This window comes from Serratia sp. AR11 (assembly GCF_056376275.1).
The window spans coordinates 1,581,389-1,600,835 of the sequence record NZ_CM150739.1 but is presented as its reverse complement, the minus strand read 5'-3'; the positions used below and the strand labels follow the sequence as shown (position 1 = coordinate 1,600,835).

Genomic DNA, 19,447 nt, shown 5'->3' with positions numbered 1-19,447 from the left:
TAACCCCGTTGCCAGGGCTAGCGCAGGGGCGATCAGTGCAATGCACCTTCTTGTTTAACCGACGTGAAAGTCTGCATAAGTTTCACCACGTCCTGCATGCCCACATTCACCTGATTGATCACCTCACCGGCATCATGCGTCAGGGCAACGCCACCGCCCGCTTGCTCCACACAAACCGCCATTCCGGCAATCGCCGCCGCCACGCCCTGTTGAATCGCTTTGGTAATCCTTTCGATTTCTGTCGCCGCCTGGCGGGACTGTTCTGCCAGAGTACGCACTTCGTTGGCGACCACGGCAAAACCGCGCCCGTGTTCCCCCGCGTGCGCGGCCTCAATAGAAGCATTGATTGCCAGCAAATTGGTTTGAGAAGCAATTTTACGGATTGACTCCACCATGGCACCAATTTGCTGTGACCCTTTGCCCAGTTCGCTGACCACGGCGGAAGTATCGCGTGCGGCCGCTTCCACCTGCTGCATGCCCGCCACCGCCTGCTGCACGATCACCGCCCCCTGCGCCGCGGTTCTGTCGGTATCCAAAGAAAGATGGTGCGCGTTGCGTACCATCTCTTCCTCGTGCTGCTGCTGGATCATCAGCCGGGTAATGTCCTGGGCAATCTTCACCACTTTCACCAGCCGCCCATCTTCGTTGAGGATCGGGTTATAACTGGCCTCCAGCCAGACTCGCTCCCCACGACGATTTACCCGCTCAAAACGCCCGGTGATAAACTCACCGCGTGCCAAACGCTGCCAGTGCTGACGGTAATCGTCAGAGGCGGCAAATTCTGGCGGGCAGAGCACCGCATGCGACTGTCCGCGCGCCTCCTCCAGCCGATAACCCATCAGATTCAACATATTGTCATTAGCGTCGAGGATCTTTCCCTGTGCGTTGAAAGTGATCATCGCCATAGATCGATTTAACGCTGCCAGTAAACTTTGATGTTCCTGTGCCTGGGTAATACGTTCGGTCACCACGCTGGCAATCTTGACGATCTCCATCACCCGCCCCTGCTTGTTCAATACCGGTGTATAGGTACCCTGCAGCCATACAACTTCACCGTCTTTGCGAATGCGCTTTATATTGTCGGTAATCGGCTTGCCATGATTTAACATTTCCCAGTGCTTACGGTATGCCGTACTCGTAACATATTGCGGGTCACAAAAAATACGGTGATGTTGGCCGATGACTTCCTGGCGCTGGAATCCCATAGTTTGCAGAAATAAATCATTGGCTCGCAGCACGGTGCCGTCGGGTTTAAATACAATCATGGCAACGGCATTTTCTATCGCGTTCAATTCCGCACGACTGTGGGTATTTAACTGACTGAATCGTAACAGCATAGGGTAAAAATCCTTCTGGCAGATGATTTAGCGAACAATGGCTTCTCATTTTATTTTTACACACGCCGCGCCCACACGCAGGCGCGCATCAACCAGAGAAACAGGCAGGCCTAATTCTCCAGACAGATAACGCTAACCGGGATAAATATATCAATTCAGTAAAGTAACTATTAATTTTTGAATAAATAATTAAATCAGGATTTTTATTATGGTAACCGCATTGAGAATAACGCAAGTTGAAGAAATTGAAAGGAAAACGCGAAGTATTATTGGCGCCGGTTAAATAACCGGCGCCTGCGGACATTAATACGACAGCCGAGACTCAGGCGACCAGTAATTCCTCCGTCGAAGCCGTAGCGGTGATAGTAACCTCCGGTGGGAGATAGCGCAGCTCACTGAGCAGCATCTGGTGATCCTGGCCCAACAGCAGGATCACGCTGTCAGCCGCATCCAGCCGGTGATCGTCGTTATTGTCGACAATAATATAACTGCTGTTTTGATCGGCCAATACGCTGCTCACCCCCACCTTAGCGCTGAGAGCCCCCGGTCTGCCCAGATCCAGCAGTGCCGCCAGCAGTTGGCTGGCGCTGCCCATCTGTTCATCCCCCAGCACACCAATCCGGGCTTCGATATTTTGGCCGTCGCTGGTGCCGTAATCCGCTAATGAGCGACCTCCGGCATCATGGGATAAGCGCACTCCGGACAAAACGTCAGTAATGCTGTCTTGCTGCAGTGAAAAACCCTTGAGTGTGACGCCGGAAGCCGCCGTGCTTGATTGCAGAGTTACGCTGTTCTGCCCTGCACCTGCGATTAGCGTGGTATCTCCCTTGATGTTGAACTGGTCATTGCCCCCTCCACCTTTGACTAACAGTTGCTCACCCACCAGCCCCAATTCGGCCAATAACGGATCCAATTTGGCCTGGCTGGCACCGCTGAGCGGCAGTAAATCCAGCATCTGGATCAGCGTACCGTTTCCGCTGCCGCCATGGGCCGAATTCAGGGTGAACGCATTACCGGCAAAGGCGGAAGCGTCAATCAGCCCCACCTTGTGGTAGCCCTCCTCCAGCGTCAGGTTAAAACTCGCTCGCCCCGAAAGCACAATGTCATGCACCTGGTCATTGCTGCCGGTCAACGTCAGTGCGCTACGGCCCCAACCCGCGGCATTGATGGCAATCAGCTCCAGCGGATTTTCACTGCCGTGAGAATCCAGCGCCAAAGACCCGACGTTTCCGCTGCCGGAAAATAACAGATCGACGCGGTGAGTGGCATTCGCCAGAAAATCGATTGCGAGGCGGCTGTCCGCCTGATCGCCCACGCTGCTGATTTCAAGCCGTGCAGCAGTCGCATTAGCGTTAATCACTTTGACATTATCCGCCCGATCGGAAAGCAACAGTCCCCCGCTACCCAGATCGTTCGCAGCCCGATCCTGGACAACATACCCACCCCGTGTTCCCTCTACCGTCGCGTGACCATTTAGCACGCCATAGTCAAAAACGTGGGCTTCAGTCGCCAGTTTTTCTGTCTTAATCCCACTCCAACTGACCTTATTCAGAGTCGCTTCAGCCTGGCCGATATAACCAGCCAGATCGAGCTGTTCAAAATGGCTGAAGTTGGCAGCGTTGCTGCTCACCGTGCTAACACGCATTCCCCAAAGATCGAGTGTAGAAGTGAGTTTGACGATCAGGTTAGCAGACAAGATGTCCATGCCCGCACCGCCGTCGGCTCTCAGCCCCCAACCGACATGGTTTGCCCCTCCAGTGGAGTTCCCGGCCCACAACAGGCTGTCATTGCCCTCATTGAGATTAAAATTCCCGCTGGCGGCAGCCACATCGGCCAGCGCCGTTAACTGTACCTGATCGCTACCGTAGGTACCGTCGAGAGTGACGTTGGCGTTATTTACGGTCACCGCCACGCCATATTTAACGTTCGGGTTATGATGCAACTGAATGGCCGCAGCCCCATCCCCATTGATAGTCAAATAGGAAAGCTGGGAGGCATAGCTCAGATCCACAGAGACATCCTTATCTGCATTGAGGAAAACCCGGAACAGTACGGCAGTTTCCGCGTTGCTCAGCGAGTGTCCGACATGGGTGTTTACCGTCCCGTAAGCATTTCCACCCTCTTCGCTAGTGCCAAGTGAAGCCGTGGTTTTATAGGCCAGGCTTTGGCCAATCTCACGGGCAAACGCCCATTGCTCACTCTGAGTCACTCCGCCAGTGACGTCGTTAGTCATCAGATCCTCAACTACCGCCTGCGTAATCACCCCCTTGTCGTCACCCAAAGTCCGATAATGTGCCAGTTGCTGCTCATCCGCGGCTCTGCCATGAACGGCCTGATACACGTGTTGAATAAAAGCATCCCCCTGCAAATCACCAATCTGTCCCTGAAACTCGGGGGTTGCCAACAGGGCAGCGACCAACTCCGGATAACTCAGGGTGCCGGAGGCCAGGGTTTTGCTCCAGGTTTCCAGTGACGCGGCATCAATACTCCGTTCAGGAATAGCGCGAAACAGCGCTGCCACTTGCTCCAAATAAACCGGGGCAGGCAGTTCCCCCGACGGATATTGATAACCGGCATCATTGAAATGCTGCTGCGCAACCTGATCTTCCGGTGCCACTTCGCCACGTAATTGCTCAATCATGGCAACCAGCAGATCGCCACGCGTCGCCCCTTCCGCCAGTTGATTTTGATAATCGGTCAGCTCAGACGCCGTTGGCGGGCGCTCAAAACCCTGTTCGAACAACTGCAAAATAAAGTCGCCGTCAGAAAGGTTGTTGATTGGCAACGTCTCTATTTTTTCCTGCGCCAGAACGCCCAGGTCGGCCCCCTGATTAAGCTGACGGCCATAAGAATTGATTTCGTCAGTCAGCCAAGGGGCTTTCAGTAGGTAGAACATGGCGATGGCATCAGCGGCCCCTCCGACAGCATCATCGGCAACAGAAGGGAATAGCCCCTCGGCAATCCTTTGATCCAATGCGTCACGCTGCGCGAGGATAGCCGGATCGTCCCCCAGATAATTAAAAAGACTGATGACCACACTGGCGATCGCGCTATTGAAATGGCCCTGCATAAGCAGCTCGTTGATATAATCCGGGTCGGGGTAGGCGTTATAAACCGAAAGGTAGACTGAGGTGAGAATATCGTATTCGCTCTGGCCGTTCATCCAGTCGGCATCAGGCTGACTCATTAAAATACTGGCCATGTAAGCCGGTGGCTGGCTGCTGATATCAAATTGACTGTCGTAATAGTCAATTTCAGAAACCGTCGGCAGACGTCCGAAAATCCCGATGATCAGAGCGCCGACTTCTTGTTGCGTAGATAAAGGAATCATAATAACTCCCACTAATGTGTCGAATGAAAGATACGGCACATCAGTGCCGCAACCTGTCTCCAACTGCATGGAGAGAGACGATGCACACTGCTGGGATAGCTATTATTGGTATGGCTACAGTTAAGGAACCTTAATGGGATATGTCAAGAAAGGGTGTCAAGCCTAAAGTCGGTATGGGAGCTGCCTCCCATACCGGCAAAAATCTGTGCAAACTCCGAAATTAGCGCCAGCGTTCTGCCGCCCAGGCGGCCTGTTGCTCGGCGTCATGGAAAGTCCAGGCGACAAAGCGGCTGATCTTTTGCCCCTGCGCCATCTCGATAGTGCGCACTTCCGCCACCCCGGCCAACTTCGCCGCGTGATAAATCGACGGCAAGGTGGTGTGTTTGGATATCAAAGAAGTGAACCACAGGCAGTTCTGCGCCTTGCTGACGCTTTCTTCGACCATTTTACGCACGAAGGCTTCTTCGCCGCCTTCACACCACAGTTCGTTATTCTTGCCGCCAAAGTTCTGTACCGGCTTGTCGGCCACTTCGCCCTTGCCCAACTTGTGCAGTTTGCGGCGGGTGCTGGCCTGCGCTTCCTGCTCGGAGCCGTGGAATGGCGGGTTGCACAGCGTAGCGTCAAACTTCTCTGCCACACCGATGATGCCGTTAAAGATAAACTCCGGCTGTTTTTGCAGGCGCAGGCGCACGCTGTTTCTTAGCGTCGGGTTCATTTCGACGATCATTTTGGCCGAATTGAGCGACACCGGGTCAATCTCTGAACCGGTAAAACGCCAGCCGTATTCGCGCAGGCCTACGATCGGATAAATGCAGTTGGCACCAATCCCCACGTCAAGGATCGCCACGCCTTTGCCACGCGGGATCTCACCGTCGTTGCTGGTCGCCAGCAGATCGGCCAGATGGTGCAGGTAATCGGCGCGCCCCGGGATTGGCGGGCACAGGTAATCGGCGGGAATATCCCAGTGCTCGATACCATAGAAGTGTTGCAGCAACGCACGGTTGAGCATTTTAACCGCCGCCGGATCGGCAAAATCTACCGAGATATCGCCCCAGGCGTTCGGCTTGACGAACGGCTCCAACGCCGGGCAGCTGGCGATCAGCGCCGGAAAGTCATAGCGTGAGCGATGACGGTTACGCGGGTGCAGTCCGCTTTTCTGCTGCGGGAAGCTTTTCTTTTTTTCCACCGTGACGGGCTCTCTTAAAGGTATTTCTGGCGCGTAAGATACCATAAAGCGAAGACAAACTTGCAGGCGGCGGGAAACACGTCAAAATATTAGCTCTGTTTCCCCTATCTCAGGCCACCTATGAGCAGTGAGTCCCGTTATTACTATGAACCCGCCGCCGGCCATGGTTTGCCGCACGATCCGTTGAATGCCATTGTCGGCCCGCGCCCGATAGGCTGGATTTCCTCGGTCAGCGTCACCGGCCAACGTAACCTGGCACCCTACAGTTTTTTTAATTGCTTCAATTATCGTCCGCCGATCATCGGCTTCGCCAGCAGCGGCTGGAAAGACAGCGTGGCGAACATCGTCGAAACCGGGGAATTTGTCTGGAATCTGGCGACGCGTCCACTGGCCAATGCCATGAATAACAGTTCCGCCAGCCTGGCGCGCGGTGAAGATGAATTTGCCTTTGCCGGCGTGACACCGCTGCCCAGCCGCCGGGTGAAGGCCGAACGCGTAGCGGAAAGCCCGGTTAACTTTGAATGCCGCCTGTCGCAGTGCATTCAATTGCAAAGCGCCGCGGGTGACAAGGTGGATACCTGGCTGGTGTTGGGGGAAGTGGTGGCGGTGCATATCGATCCGGCGCTGCTGGACGAACATGGCATCTATCAGACTGCCGCCGCCGAACCAATTCTGCGTGCCGGTGGGCCGAGCGCCTACTATGGCATCTCCGAACAGCACCGTTTCGACATGACCCGCCCGGATGCGCAAAAGCGCTGATCGCTCACGGGTGGTGATAAAAGGCCCGCCGGTGCAGACACGCGACGGGCTTGTTCAGCGGTTTCAGGCCAGACGTGCGTTAATCGCTGCGGCGAAGTCACGGCACATCTTTTCATCGCCCTCGGCGTTATCCGCCAGCACCTGCTCGCCATCCACCACGCGGATATGCGCCGCCAGGTCGAAGTCCGCCGCCGGTTGCGGCCGGGCAGCGGCAGCAGCGATGGTCTGCTGAGCATCCTGCCACGCCTGCGCCACCGTCTGGTTACAGGCCTGCGCCAGATAGTCCGGGTTAAAGCCTTCGCCGGTCAGGCTGCGTAGCGTCTCATCATGGCTGACACCGTTACCCGGTAGCCAGTAGTGGTGCGCCAGATCCGGGCCAATCGCCGGGTTATCGGTAAGATAGCCGTCACGCTGCAGGAAGAAATGGCGCGTCTGTTCGACCGCCATCAGTGCCAGCAGATACCCCTGATAGGAACAGGCCGACTCCAGCGACAACAAATGCGGGATCGCCAGCGTCGGACGCGGGCTACCGCTAATGCCCAGAATTTTGTGCTCAACCTCGCGCGCCAGTGCGGTAATCGCCTCTGGTGTCAGCTGTTGCTCATCCCACTGATACAGCGCCCATTCAAAGTAAGGCACCAGCAGAATATGACGTTCATTGAACGCACGCATCGGCTGGCGTGCCGCAATACTGGCCTCAATCAATGCATCCGGCACCGGCTCACCGGCGGCGTTTTTCGCATAGCGTTTCAGCCAATCGGCGTCGTCCAGCAGGCTGTCACAGAACATCGACTGGGTTTCCGCATAGGCCATTGAGGTCGGCGGGAACTCCTGCGAGAAGCAGGGCGCGTTCTGGCAGATATTGGCAAAGTGCGCGGCATGGCCGCCCTCGTGGAACAGCGTATTGAGCCCATGAGCGCCACTGCCCACCTGATCCGGCTGCGCCAGGCTGGTGAAGTTAATCCGCGCCGGCAGCCATTTCCCCTGCTGGATAAACGGCGGTACCGGGCCGTGCATAAAGCCGTTTTCATACTTGCCCTGACGCACCAACAGATCGAGATCCATCTGCGCGCCACGAAAACCGATGTGCAACCTTTTGAAGCTGTTGATCCAACGTTCAAGCGACTGGGCAAACGGGAAGTAAGGATCCAGTTGTCGGGTCACGTCACCGGCGCTGGCGAAGCGCACGTTCCAGGGTTGCAGCGCCTGCTCGCCCTTTTGCGCCGCCAACTGCTGCAGACTGCGTGAATTGGCCTCACGGGTTTGCTGCTCAAAACGATCCAGAATGGTGAACAACTGCTCCGGCGTCATGCGCTCGGTCTTGTTGACCTTGTAGTCGAAATAGTTGCGAAACCCCATCTGGCGCGCAAAGCGGTTACGCAGGCTAATCAGCTCCGGCAAACCGTTGTGCAATAGCCACTGTTCCAGCTCACGCAGCGCATTCTGCGAACTGCGGCGGTAGTCTTCATTTTCATTGGTGGCCTGGTTGGTCAGCAACTCACCGAGCGAGGCGTTCACCCGCTGCCCGGCGGCATTCAGATGGCTAACCGGGTTGGCCTTGCGCCGGGTATACAAGTCCGCCTCGGCACTGATGATTTGATCCAGCAGCGTCTGGGCCTCGGCATCTTCAATGGCGTTACAGTCAAAGAAACGCAGCCAACCATTCAGCCCATGTTGCAGCGCATCGCGCTGTGCGTCCTGCGGCAGAACTTCCAGCCCAGCCAGCAACTGACGAATTTCCGCCAATCGACGCGGTTCGGCGATAAAGCGTTTATAAGCGCTTTCCGCCGCCGAAAAACGTGCTGAAACATCGTCACCACCGGTGCCCATATAGTTGTGCCAGAACAGATCTTCTTTGGTGCGGTGAACCTCAAGATAATCCTGATTCAATTGATTGAAGTAATCGAGAGCCTGTTGCATAACCATCCTTTCAGCCGAATAGCGAAGTGTTCCAGTATAGCCAAGGGATTTACGCGCTGCGTAAACGTTCCAAACCCTGTTCCAGGGTATCAACCTCACCGGCGGCCAGCAGGCAGCAGGCAATCTGGCGTTGGATCGCCAGCGGGATCGCCACCTCACCCGCCAGGCAACGTTCAGTCCAACGCGCGGTGGTCTCGGCATCTTTTGCCGCCGGCAGCTCGGGAATTTCATCCTGCGCCGGTCGTTCCAGCAGCACCTGCTGCTCGCCGTTAACCATGTAATGGATCTGTGGGCATCGCTGCGGGTTGGCATAGGCCTCGCCTTCGGTACCGTGCATCAGTAGCCCACGAGCGCCGATTTGGCGGAAAAACGAGGCCACACGGCCGACGTATTCCGGGTGCGACACGCTGGCAATACGCAGCACATCCTGCTCGGCGAACGGGGTGGCCAGTTTGGCCAGGGTATGGGCGCTGTTACGCACCCCCATGCGCCAGCGCAGGCCAAGTTGACGCTCCAGAGGGGCAGACAAGGTGGAAACCGGGATAAACACGACTTCACCTGCATCCAGGCGCTGCTGCGCATGAGCAACATCTTGCGACCAGGGCAGACCCAACGCCTGGAAGGTTTCGGCGCTGGTGACGCGGGTGCTGTCATCGAGCACGCCATGTACCACCACCGGCAGACCGACGCGTTTGAGCAACAGCGCCAGTAGCGGCGTCAGGTTCGCCTGTTTGCGCGCGCCGTTATAGCTCGGCAACACTACCGGCATCGGTCGCCCAGACGGAGCCTGCAGGCGGATCACCTGCTGTTGCATCGCCTGATAAAAGCCGAGCATTTCCTCTTCGGCTTCGCCTTTAATCCGCATGGCAATCAGGATGCCGCCCAGTTCCAATTCGCCAACCTCATCGGCCAGCATCTTTTGATAGAGCTGAAAGGCGGTTTCCCGATCCAGATCGCGCGCATGGTTCTTGCCACGGCCGATCTCTTTAATGATTTTGGTGTAATCCATGGTCTGCTTTCCCCTGATTCAGTCTGGAGCCAGCATACCTTATCCACGCCGCCGCTCAACCTCATCTGCCAGTTGCTGCTGGTCAACATCACCGGCTCGCAGCGCGGCGATCACCCCCTCGACATCTTCGGTGTTGCGGTTCTGGCTCATCTTCCATTTGCCTTCGCGGTGAGTCACGGCGATCTCGATACCGACAATGCCCCGGATCTGTGCAGCGATATAATTGGCCGGAGCATCGCCGATATGCCAGGGTTCAGGCTGGCGGCCTTCCTGCAACGCCGTCAACCCGTCCAGCTGTTGTCGCAACCAGCCCGCGTCCTCCGTTACCCGCGGTACACCGCGCAGTTGCACCACGCTATAATTCCAGGTCGGTACCGCCTTGCCGGTCTGACGCTTGGTTTCATACCAGCTCGGCGAGACATAGCCCTCACGCCCCTGAAACACTACCAGGCACTCCTGCAGGGTCTGTAGCAAGGACCAATGGGGATTGATGCGGGACAGGTGCGCCCGCAACACAATATTGCCCTGCTCATCGGCGTCAATCAAAAACGGCAGCGGATCCGCTACCAGTCCCTGTTCACCGTAGCTGATTAACATGCCCAGCGGGTGGGCACGTACCAGAGCAATTTGACTTTCCAGGCTGTCATCGCGAAATGAGGCGGGTTGGTACATGACGTCAGGCATCCTTCAACGTTATCGGGTGGATGAATAGCAATAACACCCGCCACAGCTTTACTAAAGATCCACTTTGCGCTGTTGTTGGATGATCCACCTCAGCAGCCCCAGGGCAACGGCCATCGCCAGCAGGTTGTAAACCATGGCCCCGGCAAACGCCCGCCCATAACCCTCTGCGCCCGCGCCGCCCGCCAACAAGGGAACAAAAAACGCGCCGCTGGCGGCAATCCCCAACGCCCCACCCACCTGTTGCACGGTGGAAATCACCCCGGCCGCCATCCCCGCCTGTTGTTCTTTTGCCAGTCCGAGCACCAGGTTAAGCAGCGGTGTCATACTCAGTGCCTGACCAAAACCCAGAACAACCAGCCCCGGCAACAGCCACAGTGGCTGAACCAGCGCCGCGCCCCACAGCACCTGCGCCACCAGCAGTGCCATCCCGGTGGCGTAAATCACCACGCCAAGCGCCAGCACGCCATTGCCCCAGCGCTGTACCAGCGTCGGTGCCAGCAATGAAGCCAGCATAAAAGCCACGCTGGCGGGTGCAAACAGGCTGCCGGCCTGAAACGGCGTCAGGCCAATGCCCGCCTGCAACAGCAGGGCAAAACACAAAAAGAACGAAGAGGCGGTCGAGTAAATCACCAGCACCACTGCCACGCCCGGGGTAAAACTCCCCTGCCGCAACAATGCCGGATCCAGTACCGCGTCCCCCGCACGCTGCGCCAACCGCCGTTCCCAGCGGATAAAGGCCCACAGTACCGCTACGCCCAGCGCCAGCGTAGGCAACACCCACCAGGGCCAGCCACGCGACGGCCCTTCCAGCAGCGGAACCAGCAGCAACAACAGCCCGGTTGCCGCCAACAGCAGGCCAACGCCATCCAGCCGCTGCGCCTGTTCGAGGCGTGATTCGGGAATACGCCGCGCCGCCAGCATGGCCAGCGCTCCCACCGGCAGATTGATCAGAAAAATCATTCGCCAACCGCTGCCGAAGATATCGGCTTCGATAATAAAGCCACCGAAAATCTGACCAAAAATCGCCGCCAGCCCCAGCGTCATGCCCAGCCAGGCAAAGGCCCGCCGCCGCTGCTGCGGGCCATACAACACGCGCAGCAACACATAGATCTGCGGGAACAACAGCGCCGCCGTCGCCCCCTGCAAAAAGCGCGCTACGATCAACATGCTCAGAGAGGTCGCCAAGCCACACAGCGCAGACGTTAACGTAAAGCCCAACATGCCGAGACTGAACATGCGACGACGACCAAAGCGATCGCCCAACCGCCCGCCGGCAATAAGTAACACACCGAATGCCAACTCATAACCGGCAATAATCAGACCCAGACCGGCAAAATCAGCGGCGAATTGTTGCTGGATCACCGGCGCTGCCACGTTCACCACAAACAGGTCGAACACCGTGACAAAACCGCCCAGCAACAACACCGGCAACCCCGACAGACGACGATCGTCTCCCGCTAATGACTGTTCCATAATGACCTCCAGAGATTGGGATGGCGGCAGTATGGAACATGTCTTAAACTGTTACTATATAGCCATTTATACTATTACTAACAGCAACAGGACAGCCACTATGCCACCGCGTACCCTCAACCGCACCCGCCAGGATCTGGCGGATTTTCTGCGTCAAAAGCGCGAGAAATTATCGCCGCAGGCGGTAGGTCTGCCGAGTGGTACCCGGCGCAGAACTCCGGGGCTGCGACGGGAAGAAGTGGCCGCTCTGGCAGGCGTGGGTCTCACCTGGTATACCTGGCTGGAACAGGGGCGGGAAATCAATGCCTCGGTGGATTTTCTGGAGAATCTGGCACGGGTGCTGAAGCTGGACGCGACCGGGCGCTACCATCTGTTTTTGCTGGCGCATCAACGCCCGCCGGTACCGGTCGGTCATCAGTGGTGTCAGGTTTCGCCGCTGGTGCGCCGCCTGCTGGACGACCTGCAACTGCGGCCGGCTTACGTCATGAACCTGAGCTGGGACATCATCGCCTGGAACCCGGCGGCGGATTTGCTGTTCGCCATCGGCGATCGCCCGGCGGAGCAGCGCAACATGCTGTGGATGCTGTTCGCCGATCCGCAACTCAACCAGCGCCTGGTGGAATGGCAAGCACAGGCGCCTCAGGTTCTGGCCAGCTTTCGCCGCGACTACGCCCGCGCGCCGGAAGACGCCGTCATGCAGCAACGGGTGCAGGCACTGGAGCAGGTTTCGCCGCAGTTCCGCCAACTGTGGCAGCAGCATGATATTCACGGTCGTTGCCAGGGGCAGCGTACTTTCAAGGTGCCGGAGGTCGGCCAGGTGACTTTTGAACATGCTTCGTTCATTGTCGATGAGGAAAATCATTTACGACTGGTGATGTACAGCGCGCTGGCGCAATGCCCGGCCAGCGCGGCGTTTGAGGCGTTGTTGCAGGAGTAAGGCTATTTACGACTGTCAAAAATCAGCTTGCAGGCCAGCCCGGCAAACACGCCACTCAGCAGGTAGTTTGGCCAACGCGCACTGAAGCGACGGCCAACAAAGCGACTTTTCATACTGCTGACCGCCATAATCAACCCGCCGTTAATCAGCAGTCCCACAAGGTTCAGCACGGTCGCCAGTAACAGCATTTGCACCACCAACGAACCTGCCTGAGGATCGATAAACTGCGGGAACAATGCCAGAACGAACAGCGCCATTTTGGGATTGAGGATATTGGTAAACAGCCCCTGCCGGAAAATCCGCATGGCAGGTACCGCCGCTAACCCGGCGGAAGCCTGCAAACTGCTGCCGGTTCGTAGCGTTTTCCAGGCCAGATACAGCAAATAGGCCGCCCCTAACATACGCACCGCGTCATAGGCCAGCGGCACCGCGACGAACAGTTGTGACAAACCTAACGCTGCCGCCAAAGCGTGGCAATAGGTGCCGAGCTGGATCCCCGCCAGCGACGCGAAACCCGCGCGACGCCCCTGACTGACACTGCGCGAAGCAATCAGCAGCATATCCGGACCGGGGGTAACCGTCAGCGCCAGACAGGCACCGGAAAACAACAAAAGTGTGGAAGCATCAACCATAAATCACCTGGTACACCGTAGCGGGAAACAGGCTTTATCATAGCTCTGCCGCAGCCGTTTTCCAGCTCTGTCACTGTTCGGGAGCCTGCTTGCCGCCTGGCGCAGCCGTTAGCCGCACGCGGCGCTCACCCAGCAGGTTCATGCCTGCGGCTGCCAGCAGGATAATGGCCGCACCGGCAAACTGCAGCGCCACCAAGCGATGGCCAAACGCCAGCCGGTCTACCAGCATGGCGGCAATCGGATAAATAAACGACAGCGAGCCGATCAGGTTGGTCGGCAGCTTTTGGATCGCGCCGTACAGCAACACGTACATGAACCCGGTGTGCAATACCCCGAGCGTCAGCAGTATGCCCCATTGCCCGGCATTGGCCGATGCATGGAAATCCACCAGCGGCAGCAGCATCACTACGCCGACCGTCACCTGGATCAGCGCAATCAGATGTGGCGGCGTTCCTTTCAGCCGTTTGGCGGCCAGCGCCATCAGGGCATAGAAAAACGCCGCCCCCAGCGCCAACAGAATACCCATCAGGTAGTTGTTCTGTCCGCCCGCCTGCTTCGGCTGCGCCAACACCACCAGCATCATGCCGATAAACGCCAGCACCAGCCATAACAGTTTACGGGCAGTCAGTTTCTCACCGAGGAACAACGCGCCCAGCGCCACCAGCATAAACGGCTGGGTGTTGTACACCGCGGTAGCGATGGAGATTGACGTATAGGAATAAGCGGCAAACAGCAGCAGCCAGTTGACCACCAGCGCAATGCCACCGGCAACCGCCACCAATAGCGTGGTGCGGGTCAAACTGTCACGCCGCAGTTGGCCCAGCGCCGCGCAAATACCCAGCAATACCAGCGCCCCCACCGCACAGCGCCAGAACACCACATTCACTACCGATTGGCCCGACATCAGTACAAACCAACCAATGGTGCCGGAAATCAGCATCGCGGCAACCATCTCCAGCGAGCCGCGTTTTATCTCTGCGTTCATCGTTGTTTCCTCAGGATAACTCAATACGCTTAGCTTGCGACTTTCTCGTGCCGGTTTCTATGGCATAAAAAAGGCCAACATGCTTAACTGCCTTTTTATTTAAGGCATAAATCAAAATTAACCTAATGAGGAACTTATGGATGATATCGATCGCCAAATACTGACCCTGCTGGCGGAAGACGCACGGGTGTCACTGAAAACGCTCAGCGCCAGAGCCGGGCTGTCTTCACCCAGTACTTCAGAGCGCCTGCGGCGGCTGGAAGAAAATGGTGTGATCCAGGGTTATACCCTGAACGTCAACTTACAGGCATTGGGCTACGCTTTTCAGTCGCTGGTGCGCATCAAACCGCTGCCGGGCATGCTCAAGAAGGTCGAACAGTTGATCCAGGATATCCCGGAGGTGATTGAATGTGACAAGGTGACCGGCGAGGACTGTTTTATCGTGCGGTTGGTGGCGCACTCGATGGAGCAACTCGACCAGATCCTCGATCGGCTGGCCGAGCGCGCGCAGAGCAACACTTCCATCGTCAAAACCACGCCGGTGAAGCGCCGCCTGCCCCCGCTGCTTTGATTAACGCGTACGTCGGCGGGTAAACGGACTCTTGCGTTTTTTGTCTTTTTTCTCCGCCGCAGCGGCAGATTTAATGGCGGCCAGGTGTGCCTTGTCGGCCTCCGGTACTTCGCGCTGTTCGATAGGAAATACCGGCAGTGACGCCAGCAAACGCGAACCGTAGCTTTTGGTCAGCAGGCGGCGATCGTAAATCACGATCTCGCCGTGGCATTCATTACTGCGGATCAGTCGCCCCACCTGTTGGATCAGGTTGAACGAGGCGCTTGGCAGGCTCTGCACTTCAAACGGATAACGCTTCAGCGATTTTAGCCATTCCCCCTCGGTCAGGATCACCGGACTATCAATGGGCGGGAAGGCAATCTTGTGGATATGCACCTGGGTCAGCAGTTCACCTTTTAGATCCAGCCCTTCGGCAAACGACTGCAGGCCGATTAACACGCTGGCCGTGCCCTTTTCGACCCGTTTACGGTGTTCTTCCACCAGCCGGTAGCGCGGCTGATCGCCCTGTACCAGCAGCATCAGGCGCAGATCGGTCACATAGCTGAGGAAGGTCTGCATCGCCCGGTGGCTGCTGAACAGGATCAGCATCCCTTTGTGCTTGCCAGTGGCCTGCTCGGCGCGGAAAAAGCGCGCCATCTCTTCCAGATGTTCGGCTTCATTGGCCATTGCCGGCTCAAAGCGCATGTTCGGAATAACAATTTTGCCCTGTTCCACATGATTGAAGGGGGAAGACAGGGATTCAAAACGATCGCCGGCCTTTTCACTCAGGCCGCTCATTTCCTGCAGGCGCGCAAAGCTGTTCAGCGAGCGCAGCGTCGCCGAGGTGATCACCACGTGCGGCACCTTGCGCCATAGCAGCTTTTCCAACTGATCGCTGACGCGAATGCCCACACAATGCAGGTACAGGTGGGTCACGTTATCACGCAGATCGCGCGTGACCCATTTGGAGATCGGTGCGTTGGAGGATTTATCCAGCGCGGCCAGCCGCCACAGTTTACTCATCGCCTCCAGATAGCCCAGGGTGCGGCTCATCTGAATGATCGAACGGTGCAGCCGCACAATGTCGTGCTTGCCGGTCTGTTCGCTGAGATCGTTGACGATAAACTCCGCCAGCCCGCGCAAGGCGTCGGTAAGCTTGAATAATCGTGCGCAGGTTTCTACCATCTCCGTCGGCAGTTCCCCCATTTCAAATCGATGTTCGGCGATGACCGTATCGGTCGGCAGATAGGCGCTGACCTGATGCTCGAAGATTTGGATCAGTTCGCGCAGTTCTTCACAGTGGTTCTTCAAACGTTCGTCGTTTGCCAACCCCGGCGGGCTTTTCGGCCGGTATTGCGTCATGCACAGCTCAACCTGGCGCACGATCATGTCCAACTGCAGATTGGTCGACAAGGCGGTGATTTCACCTTCAATCTCCAGCGCGTCACGCGCTACCTCCGGCAGATGATGCCCTTCGTCCAGCACCAGCAGCAGCTCTTTCGGGTTCGGCAGTACCGACTCGGTTTCCAGCGCCGCCATCACCAACGCATGGTTAGCCACCACCACGTCGGCGGTTTCAATCTCTTTACGCGCGATATAAAACGGGCATTCACGAATGTAATGGCAGTTACGGCCCAGGCAGTTGGCTTTATCGGTGCTGAGCTTGATCCACAGCGGATCGTCAATCGACTGTTGATAATGGTCACGCAGCCCGTCCCACTCATGGCGGCCAAGCGCCTTGCTCAGTTTTTGACACAGCGCCTGTTCTTCACCGCTCGAAGGCGCAAGTTCGTCACCCAGAAACAGCATCAGGTCGCCCTGCTCGCTGACGTCAGTGCAGAGCGCCGCCAGGTTACGCGGGCAAACATAGCGCCCGCGGCCAAAGGCACCGGTAAATTTCAGATCGGGAATGATCTTCTTCAGCAGCGGCAAATCCTTGCTGTAGATCTGATCCTGCAGTGCCACGTTGGCGGTGCTGACCACCAGAGGTTTACTCTCTGCGCGGCCGACGGCGATCCCCGGGATCAGGTACGACAAGGTTTTGCCTACGCCGGTTGGAGCCTCAATCGCCAGATGGCGCGGATAATCACCGGCCAGCGTTTTTGCCACTTCGGCGATCATCTGCCGTTGCGGTGCACGGGAAATAAAATCCGGTATTTGCTGCTGCAGGGCTTTGTACCACTGGCCAATCTGATCTTTAACTGCGGGGGAGAGCGCCATTCAACTCTATATCTCTACGAAATGATGGCGCTATTGTCCCACAGACCGTCGGCCACGTCAGCCTGGCCTTCAATCATTGAGGCGCGTCCCGCACTGAACGACCACTCATCCAATTGAGTGGTGGTGATCACCACCATCACATCCTGCGGACGCAACTGGAGATTCTCCGCCAGCAACGCCGCCAGCCGTTGATAAAAACGCTGCTTGGTGGCGGTATCACGCGGACGGCCTATGGTGATGTAGAACAGCACATAGTCCGCTGAACGCGGGCCGCCAAAATAGTCGCGATCGTAAATCAATTCGCCGGGGCGATATTGATCGATGGCCTGAAACTTATCGGCTGCCGGGACATTGAAGGTTTCGACCAGCGCCTGGTGCAGACTGTCAGACAGGGTTTTCAGGTATTGCGCTGATTTACCCTGGTGCAAAGCGATGCGGCTGAATGGCATGAGACTACTCCTGTTTCAGTTCACGCAGGCGCGCCACGGCAGAGGCCGCCGCAGGCCAGCCGGCATAGAACGCCAAATGGGTGATCAACTCGGCAAGCTGTTCGACGTTAACGCCATTGCGTTGGGCCAGTTGCAGATGAAACGGCAATTGCTCCACACGATTAAGCGCCACCAACGCCGCCACGGTGATCAGGCTGCGCTCACGCGGAGTCAGTATTGGCCGCTGCCACACGTCGTCGAATAATACGCTGTCGCTAAGTTGCGCCAGCTTGGGGGCGATGTCGCCGAACGCCTGCTGCCCGGCCTGTTGGGAAGGTTGCATCATTTTCTCCTGTCGATTTACCAATAGCCTGAAACTACCCGCAATCACGGCAGGTAAAAATCGGGATTTTTGATATTGAAGGTCCACAAAAACAGGATGGTTAAAGCAGAGTAACGGCGCGCAAGGTAGCCCAATGTATAAATCTCACACATGATTCCTCCAGAAACCTGGCACGTTGTCGGTAGCGATAATTCCGGTTACCGACAGTTGTCCGAAGAAGAAATTCATTCTTTCCGCAACTTTTTTAATCGTTCGACATGGAAATGAATATTTTGTCATAAATAGATCACATAACTACGGTAAAAAACCTGCGCTGCAAACAAAACGGGCGGCACAGTGAAACAGCAGTACAACTGATGATAAGCGTCTTTCAATCGAATAAAGCAGGGTAAATCATGAAACGTAATCTTCTGGCCGTTATTATTCCGACACTTTTAATTGCGCAGACAGCACAGGCAGCAGAAATCTATAATAAAGACGGCAACAAACTTGATTTTTACGGCCGCGTAAAAGCACTGCACTATTTCTCTGACGATGCCGGTAATGATGGCGATAAAACCTATGTGCGTATCGGTTTTAAAGGCGCTACTCAAATTAACGATATGCTGACTGGTTATGGCCAGTGGGAATATCAGATTTCAGCTAACCATTCTGAATCCGACAGCGCGAAAGACACCAAGACTCGTCTGGGCTTCGCCGGTCTGAAATATAAAGATATCGGTTCATTCGACTACGGCCGCAACTACGGCATTATCTATGACGTCGGCGCCTGGACGGATATGCTGCCTGAGTTCGGTGATGATGCCTACGTCAAGACCGACAACTTTATGAACGGCCGTACCAACGGCGTAGCCACCTACCGTAACAACGACTTCTTCGGCCTGGTTGAAGGTCTGAAATTCGCGGTTCAGTACCAGGGCAAAAACGAAAACGACGGCCGCGCCAACAGCAAGGCGAACGGCGACGGTTGGGGCCTGTCTTCCAGCTATGAAATCATCGACGGCCTGAGCGTCGGTGCTGCCTACGCCTCTTCCAACCGTACCGCCGGCCAAAAAGCAGGCACCTTCGGTAAAGGCGATAAAGCGGATATCTGGGCCGGCGGCCTGAAATACGACAATAACGACGTTTATTTGGCAGCGACCTACTCGCAAAGCCGTAATATCGCGCCTATTTCCGGCACCGCGACCATCAATAATACTTCTACCTCAGTTAGCGGCTTTGCTAATAAGGCGGAAGGTCTGGAATTGGTTGCGCAATATCAATTCGACTTCGGTCTGCGTCCATCGCTGGGTTATGTTCAGCAGAAAGGCAAAGATATTGAAGGCATCGGCGACGCCGACCTGGTGAAATATATCGACGTTGGCGCTTACTACTATTTCAACAAGAACATGTCGACCTACGTCGATTATAAAATCAACCAACTCGACGGCGATAATAAGCTGGGTCTGAAAGACGACAACGTCATCGCCGTCGCCCTGACCTACCAGTTCTGATGTGATGAATAACCACCACTGCAAACCTTAGCTTCACTTGATACCCAGAGTCATTTCGCCGGGCGGCAACGCCCGGTTTTTTCATTTGGTGCCCTGGCCGCCCTTCGCCTCTCATCGCCGCATCAGGAAACTTGCCTTACAAAACAAACGGGTCTACATC

At 56.4% G+C, this 19,447-nt stretch carries 16 protein-coding genes; 4 read left to right on the top strand and 12 right to left on the bottom strand.

Going from position 1 to position 19,447, the window contains the following annotated elements; all coding sequences use genetic code 11:
- Positions 1 to 32 precede the first annotated feature (32 nt).
- The 3 genes from ACSOSI_RS07665 to rlmF all read right to left on the bottom strand — a co-directional run bounded on the left by ACSOSI_RS07665 (position 33) and on the right by rlmF (position 5,854).
- On the bottom strand, positions 33 to 1,337 hold the full coding sequence (locus tag ACSOSI_RS07665) for a methyl-accepting chemotaxis protein (protein WP_012005905.1): 1,305 nt from the start codon (positions 1,335 to 1,337) through the stop codon (positions 33 to 35).
- Between the two features lie 322 nt (positions 1,338 to 1,659).
- On the bottom strand, positions 1,660 to 4,668 hold the full coding sequence (locus ACSOSI_RS07660) for a DUF4214 domain-containing protein (RefSeq protein WP_476706812.1): 3,009 nt from the start codon (positions 4,666 to 4,668) through the stop codon (positions 1,660 to 1,662).
- Between the two features lie 220 nt (positions 4,669 to 4,888).
- On the bottom strand, positions 4,889 to 5,854 hold the full coding sequence (gene rlmF / locus ACSOSI_RS07655; protein ID WP_017892114.1) for a 23S rRNA (adenine(1618)-N(6))-methyltransferase RlmF: 966 nt from the start codon (positions 5,852 to 5,854) through the stop codon (positions 4,889 to 4,891).
- 120 nt (positions 5,855 to 5,974) lie between these two features.
- Here rlmF and ACSOSI_RS07650 point away from each other — a divergent pair, with 120 nt between their 5' ends.
- Positions 5,975 to 6,613: a flavin reductase family protein gene (locus ACSOSI_RS07650; RefSeq protein WP_261413114.1), complete on the top strand. Its 639-nt coding sequence runs from the start codon at positions 5,975 to 5,977 to the stop codon at positions 6,611 to 6,613.
- Positions 6,614 to 6,676: 63 nt separating this feature from the next.
- Here the strand turns inward: ACSOSI_RS07650 and ACSOSI_RS07645 are convergent, their stop codons facing one another.
- The 4 genes from ACSOSI_RS07645 to ACSOSI_RS07630 form a co-directional block, all read right to left on the bottom strand.
- The gene (locus ACSOSI_RS07645) at positions 6,677 to 8,533 is read right to left on the bottom strand and encodes a M3 family metallopeptidase (RefSeq protein ID WP_375189385.1); all 1,857 of its coding nucleotides are present in this window, start codon (positions 8,531 to 8,533) and stop codon (positions 6,677 to 6,679) included.
- Between the two features lie 49 nt (positions 8,534 to 8,582).
- Positions 8,583 to 9,542, bottom strand: coding sequence for a DNA-binding protein YbiB (ybiB, locus tag ACSOSI_RS07640; protein ID WP_261098884.1), 960 nt, complete (start codon positions 9,540 to 9,542; stop codon positions 8,583 to 8,585).
- 39 nt (positions 9,543 to 9,581) lie between these two features.
- On the bottom strand, positions 9,582 to 10,214 hold the full coding sequence (locus tag ACSOSI_RS07635; RefSeq protein ID WP_476706811.1) for an FMN-binding negative transcriptional regulator: 633 nt from the start codon (positions 10,212 to 10,214) through the stop codon (positions 9,582 to 9,584).
- A 63-nt stretch (positions 10,215 to 10,277) separates the two neighbouring features.
- Complete coding sequence (locus ACSOSI_RS07630) at positions 10,278 to 11,699, bottom strand: MFS transporter (protein WP_476706810.1); 1,422 nt, start codon at positions 11,697 to 11,699, stop codon at positions 10,278 to 10,280.
- 100 nt (positions 11,700 to 11,799) lie between these two features.
- On the opposite strand from ACSOSI_RS07630, the gene ACSOSI_RS07625 reads away from it, so the two are divergent.
- Positions 11,800 to 12,636 (top strand): helix-turn-helix transcriptional regulator, encoded by an 837-nt coding sequence (locus tag ACSOSI_RS07625; RefSeq protein ID WP_375189383.1) that lies wholly within the window; start codon positions 11,800 to 11,802, stop codon positions 12,634 to 12,636.
- Between the two features lie 2 nt (positions 12,637 to 12,638).
- Here the strand turns inward: ACSOSI_RS07625 and ACSOSI_RS07620 are convergent, their stop codons facing one another.
- Positions 12,639 to 13,268 carry a LysE family translocator gene (locus tag ACSOSI_RS07620; protein WP_085115842.1) on the bottom strand — a complete coding sequence of 210 codons (630 nt, stop codon included), beginning with the start codon at positions 13,266 to 13,268 and terminating at the stop codon, positions 12,639 to 12,641.
- 70 nt (positions 13,269 to 13,338) lie between these two features.
- Positions 13,339 to 14,253 carry a DMT family transporter gene (locus ACSOSI_RS07615; RefSeq protein ID WP_476706809.1) on the bottom strand — a complete coding sequence of 305 codons (915 nt, stop codon included), beginning with the start codon at positions 14,251 to 14,253 and terminating at the stop codon, positions 13,339 to 13,341.
- Positions 14,254 to 14,389: 136 nt separating this feature from the next.
- Here ACSOSI_RS07615 and ACSOSI_RS07610 point away from each other — a divergent pair, with 136 nt between their 5' ends.
- Entirely contained in the window at positions 14,390 to 14,824 is a 435-nt protein-coding gene (locus ACSOSI_RS07610) for an Lrp/AsnC family transcriptional regulator (RefSeq protein ID WP_012005895.1), read from the top strand.
- On the opposite strand, the gene dinG is transcribed toward ACSOSI_RS07610, so the two are convergent.
- From dinG to ACSOSI_RS07595, 3 genes are read right to left on the bottom strand one after another with little or no spacing between them, the layout of a single operon-like run.
- Positions 14,825 to 17,023 (bottom strand): ATP-dependent DNA helicase DinG, encoded by a 2,199-nt coding sequence (gene dinG / locus ACSOSI_RS07605; RefSeq protein ID WP_261130318.1) that lies wholly within the window; start codon positions 17,021 to 17,023, stop codon positions 14,825 to 14,827. It lies immediately after the preceding gene.
- A 14-nt stretch (positions 17,024 to 17,037) separates the two neighbouring features.
- Complete coding sequence (locus tag ACSOSI_RS07600) at positions 17,038 to 17,472, bottom strand: tautomerase family protein (protein ID WP_329906496.1); 435 nt, start codon at positions 17,470 to 17,472, stop codon at positions 17,038 to 17,040.
- Positions 17,473 to 17,476: 4 nt separating this feature from the next.
- Positions 17,477 to 17,794: a carboxymuconolactone decarboxylase family protein gene (locus ACSOSI_RS07595; RefSeq protein WP_112363919.1), complete on the bottom strand. Its 318-nt coding sequence runs from the start codon at positions 17,792 to 17,794 to the stop codon at positions 17,477 to 17,479.
- Positions 17,795 to 18,189: 395 nt separating this feature from the next.
- Here ACSOSI_RS07595 and ompC point away from each other — a divergent pair, with 395 nt between their 5' ends.
- Positions 18,190 to 19,287 carry a porin OmpC gene (ompC, locus tag ACSOSI_RS07590; protein ID WP_476706808.1) on the top strand — a complete coding sequence of 366 codons (1,098 nt, stop codon included), beginning with the start codon at positions 18,190 to 18,192 and terminating at the stop codon, positions 19,285 to 19,287.
- The last annotated feature ends 160 nt before the right edge of the window (positions 19,288 to 19,447 follow it).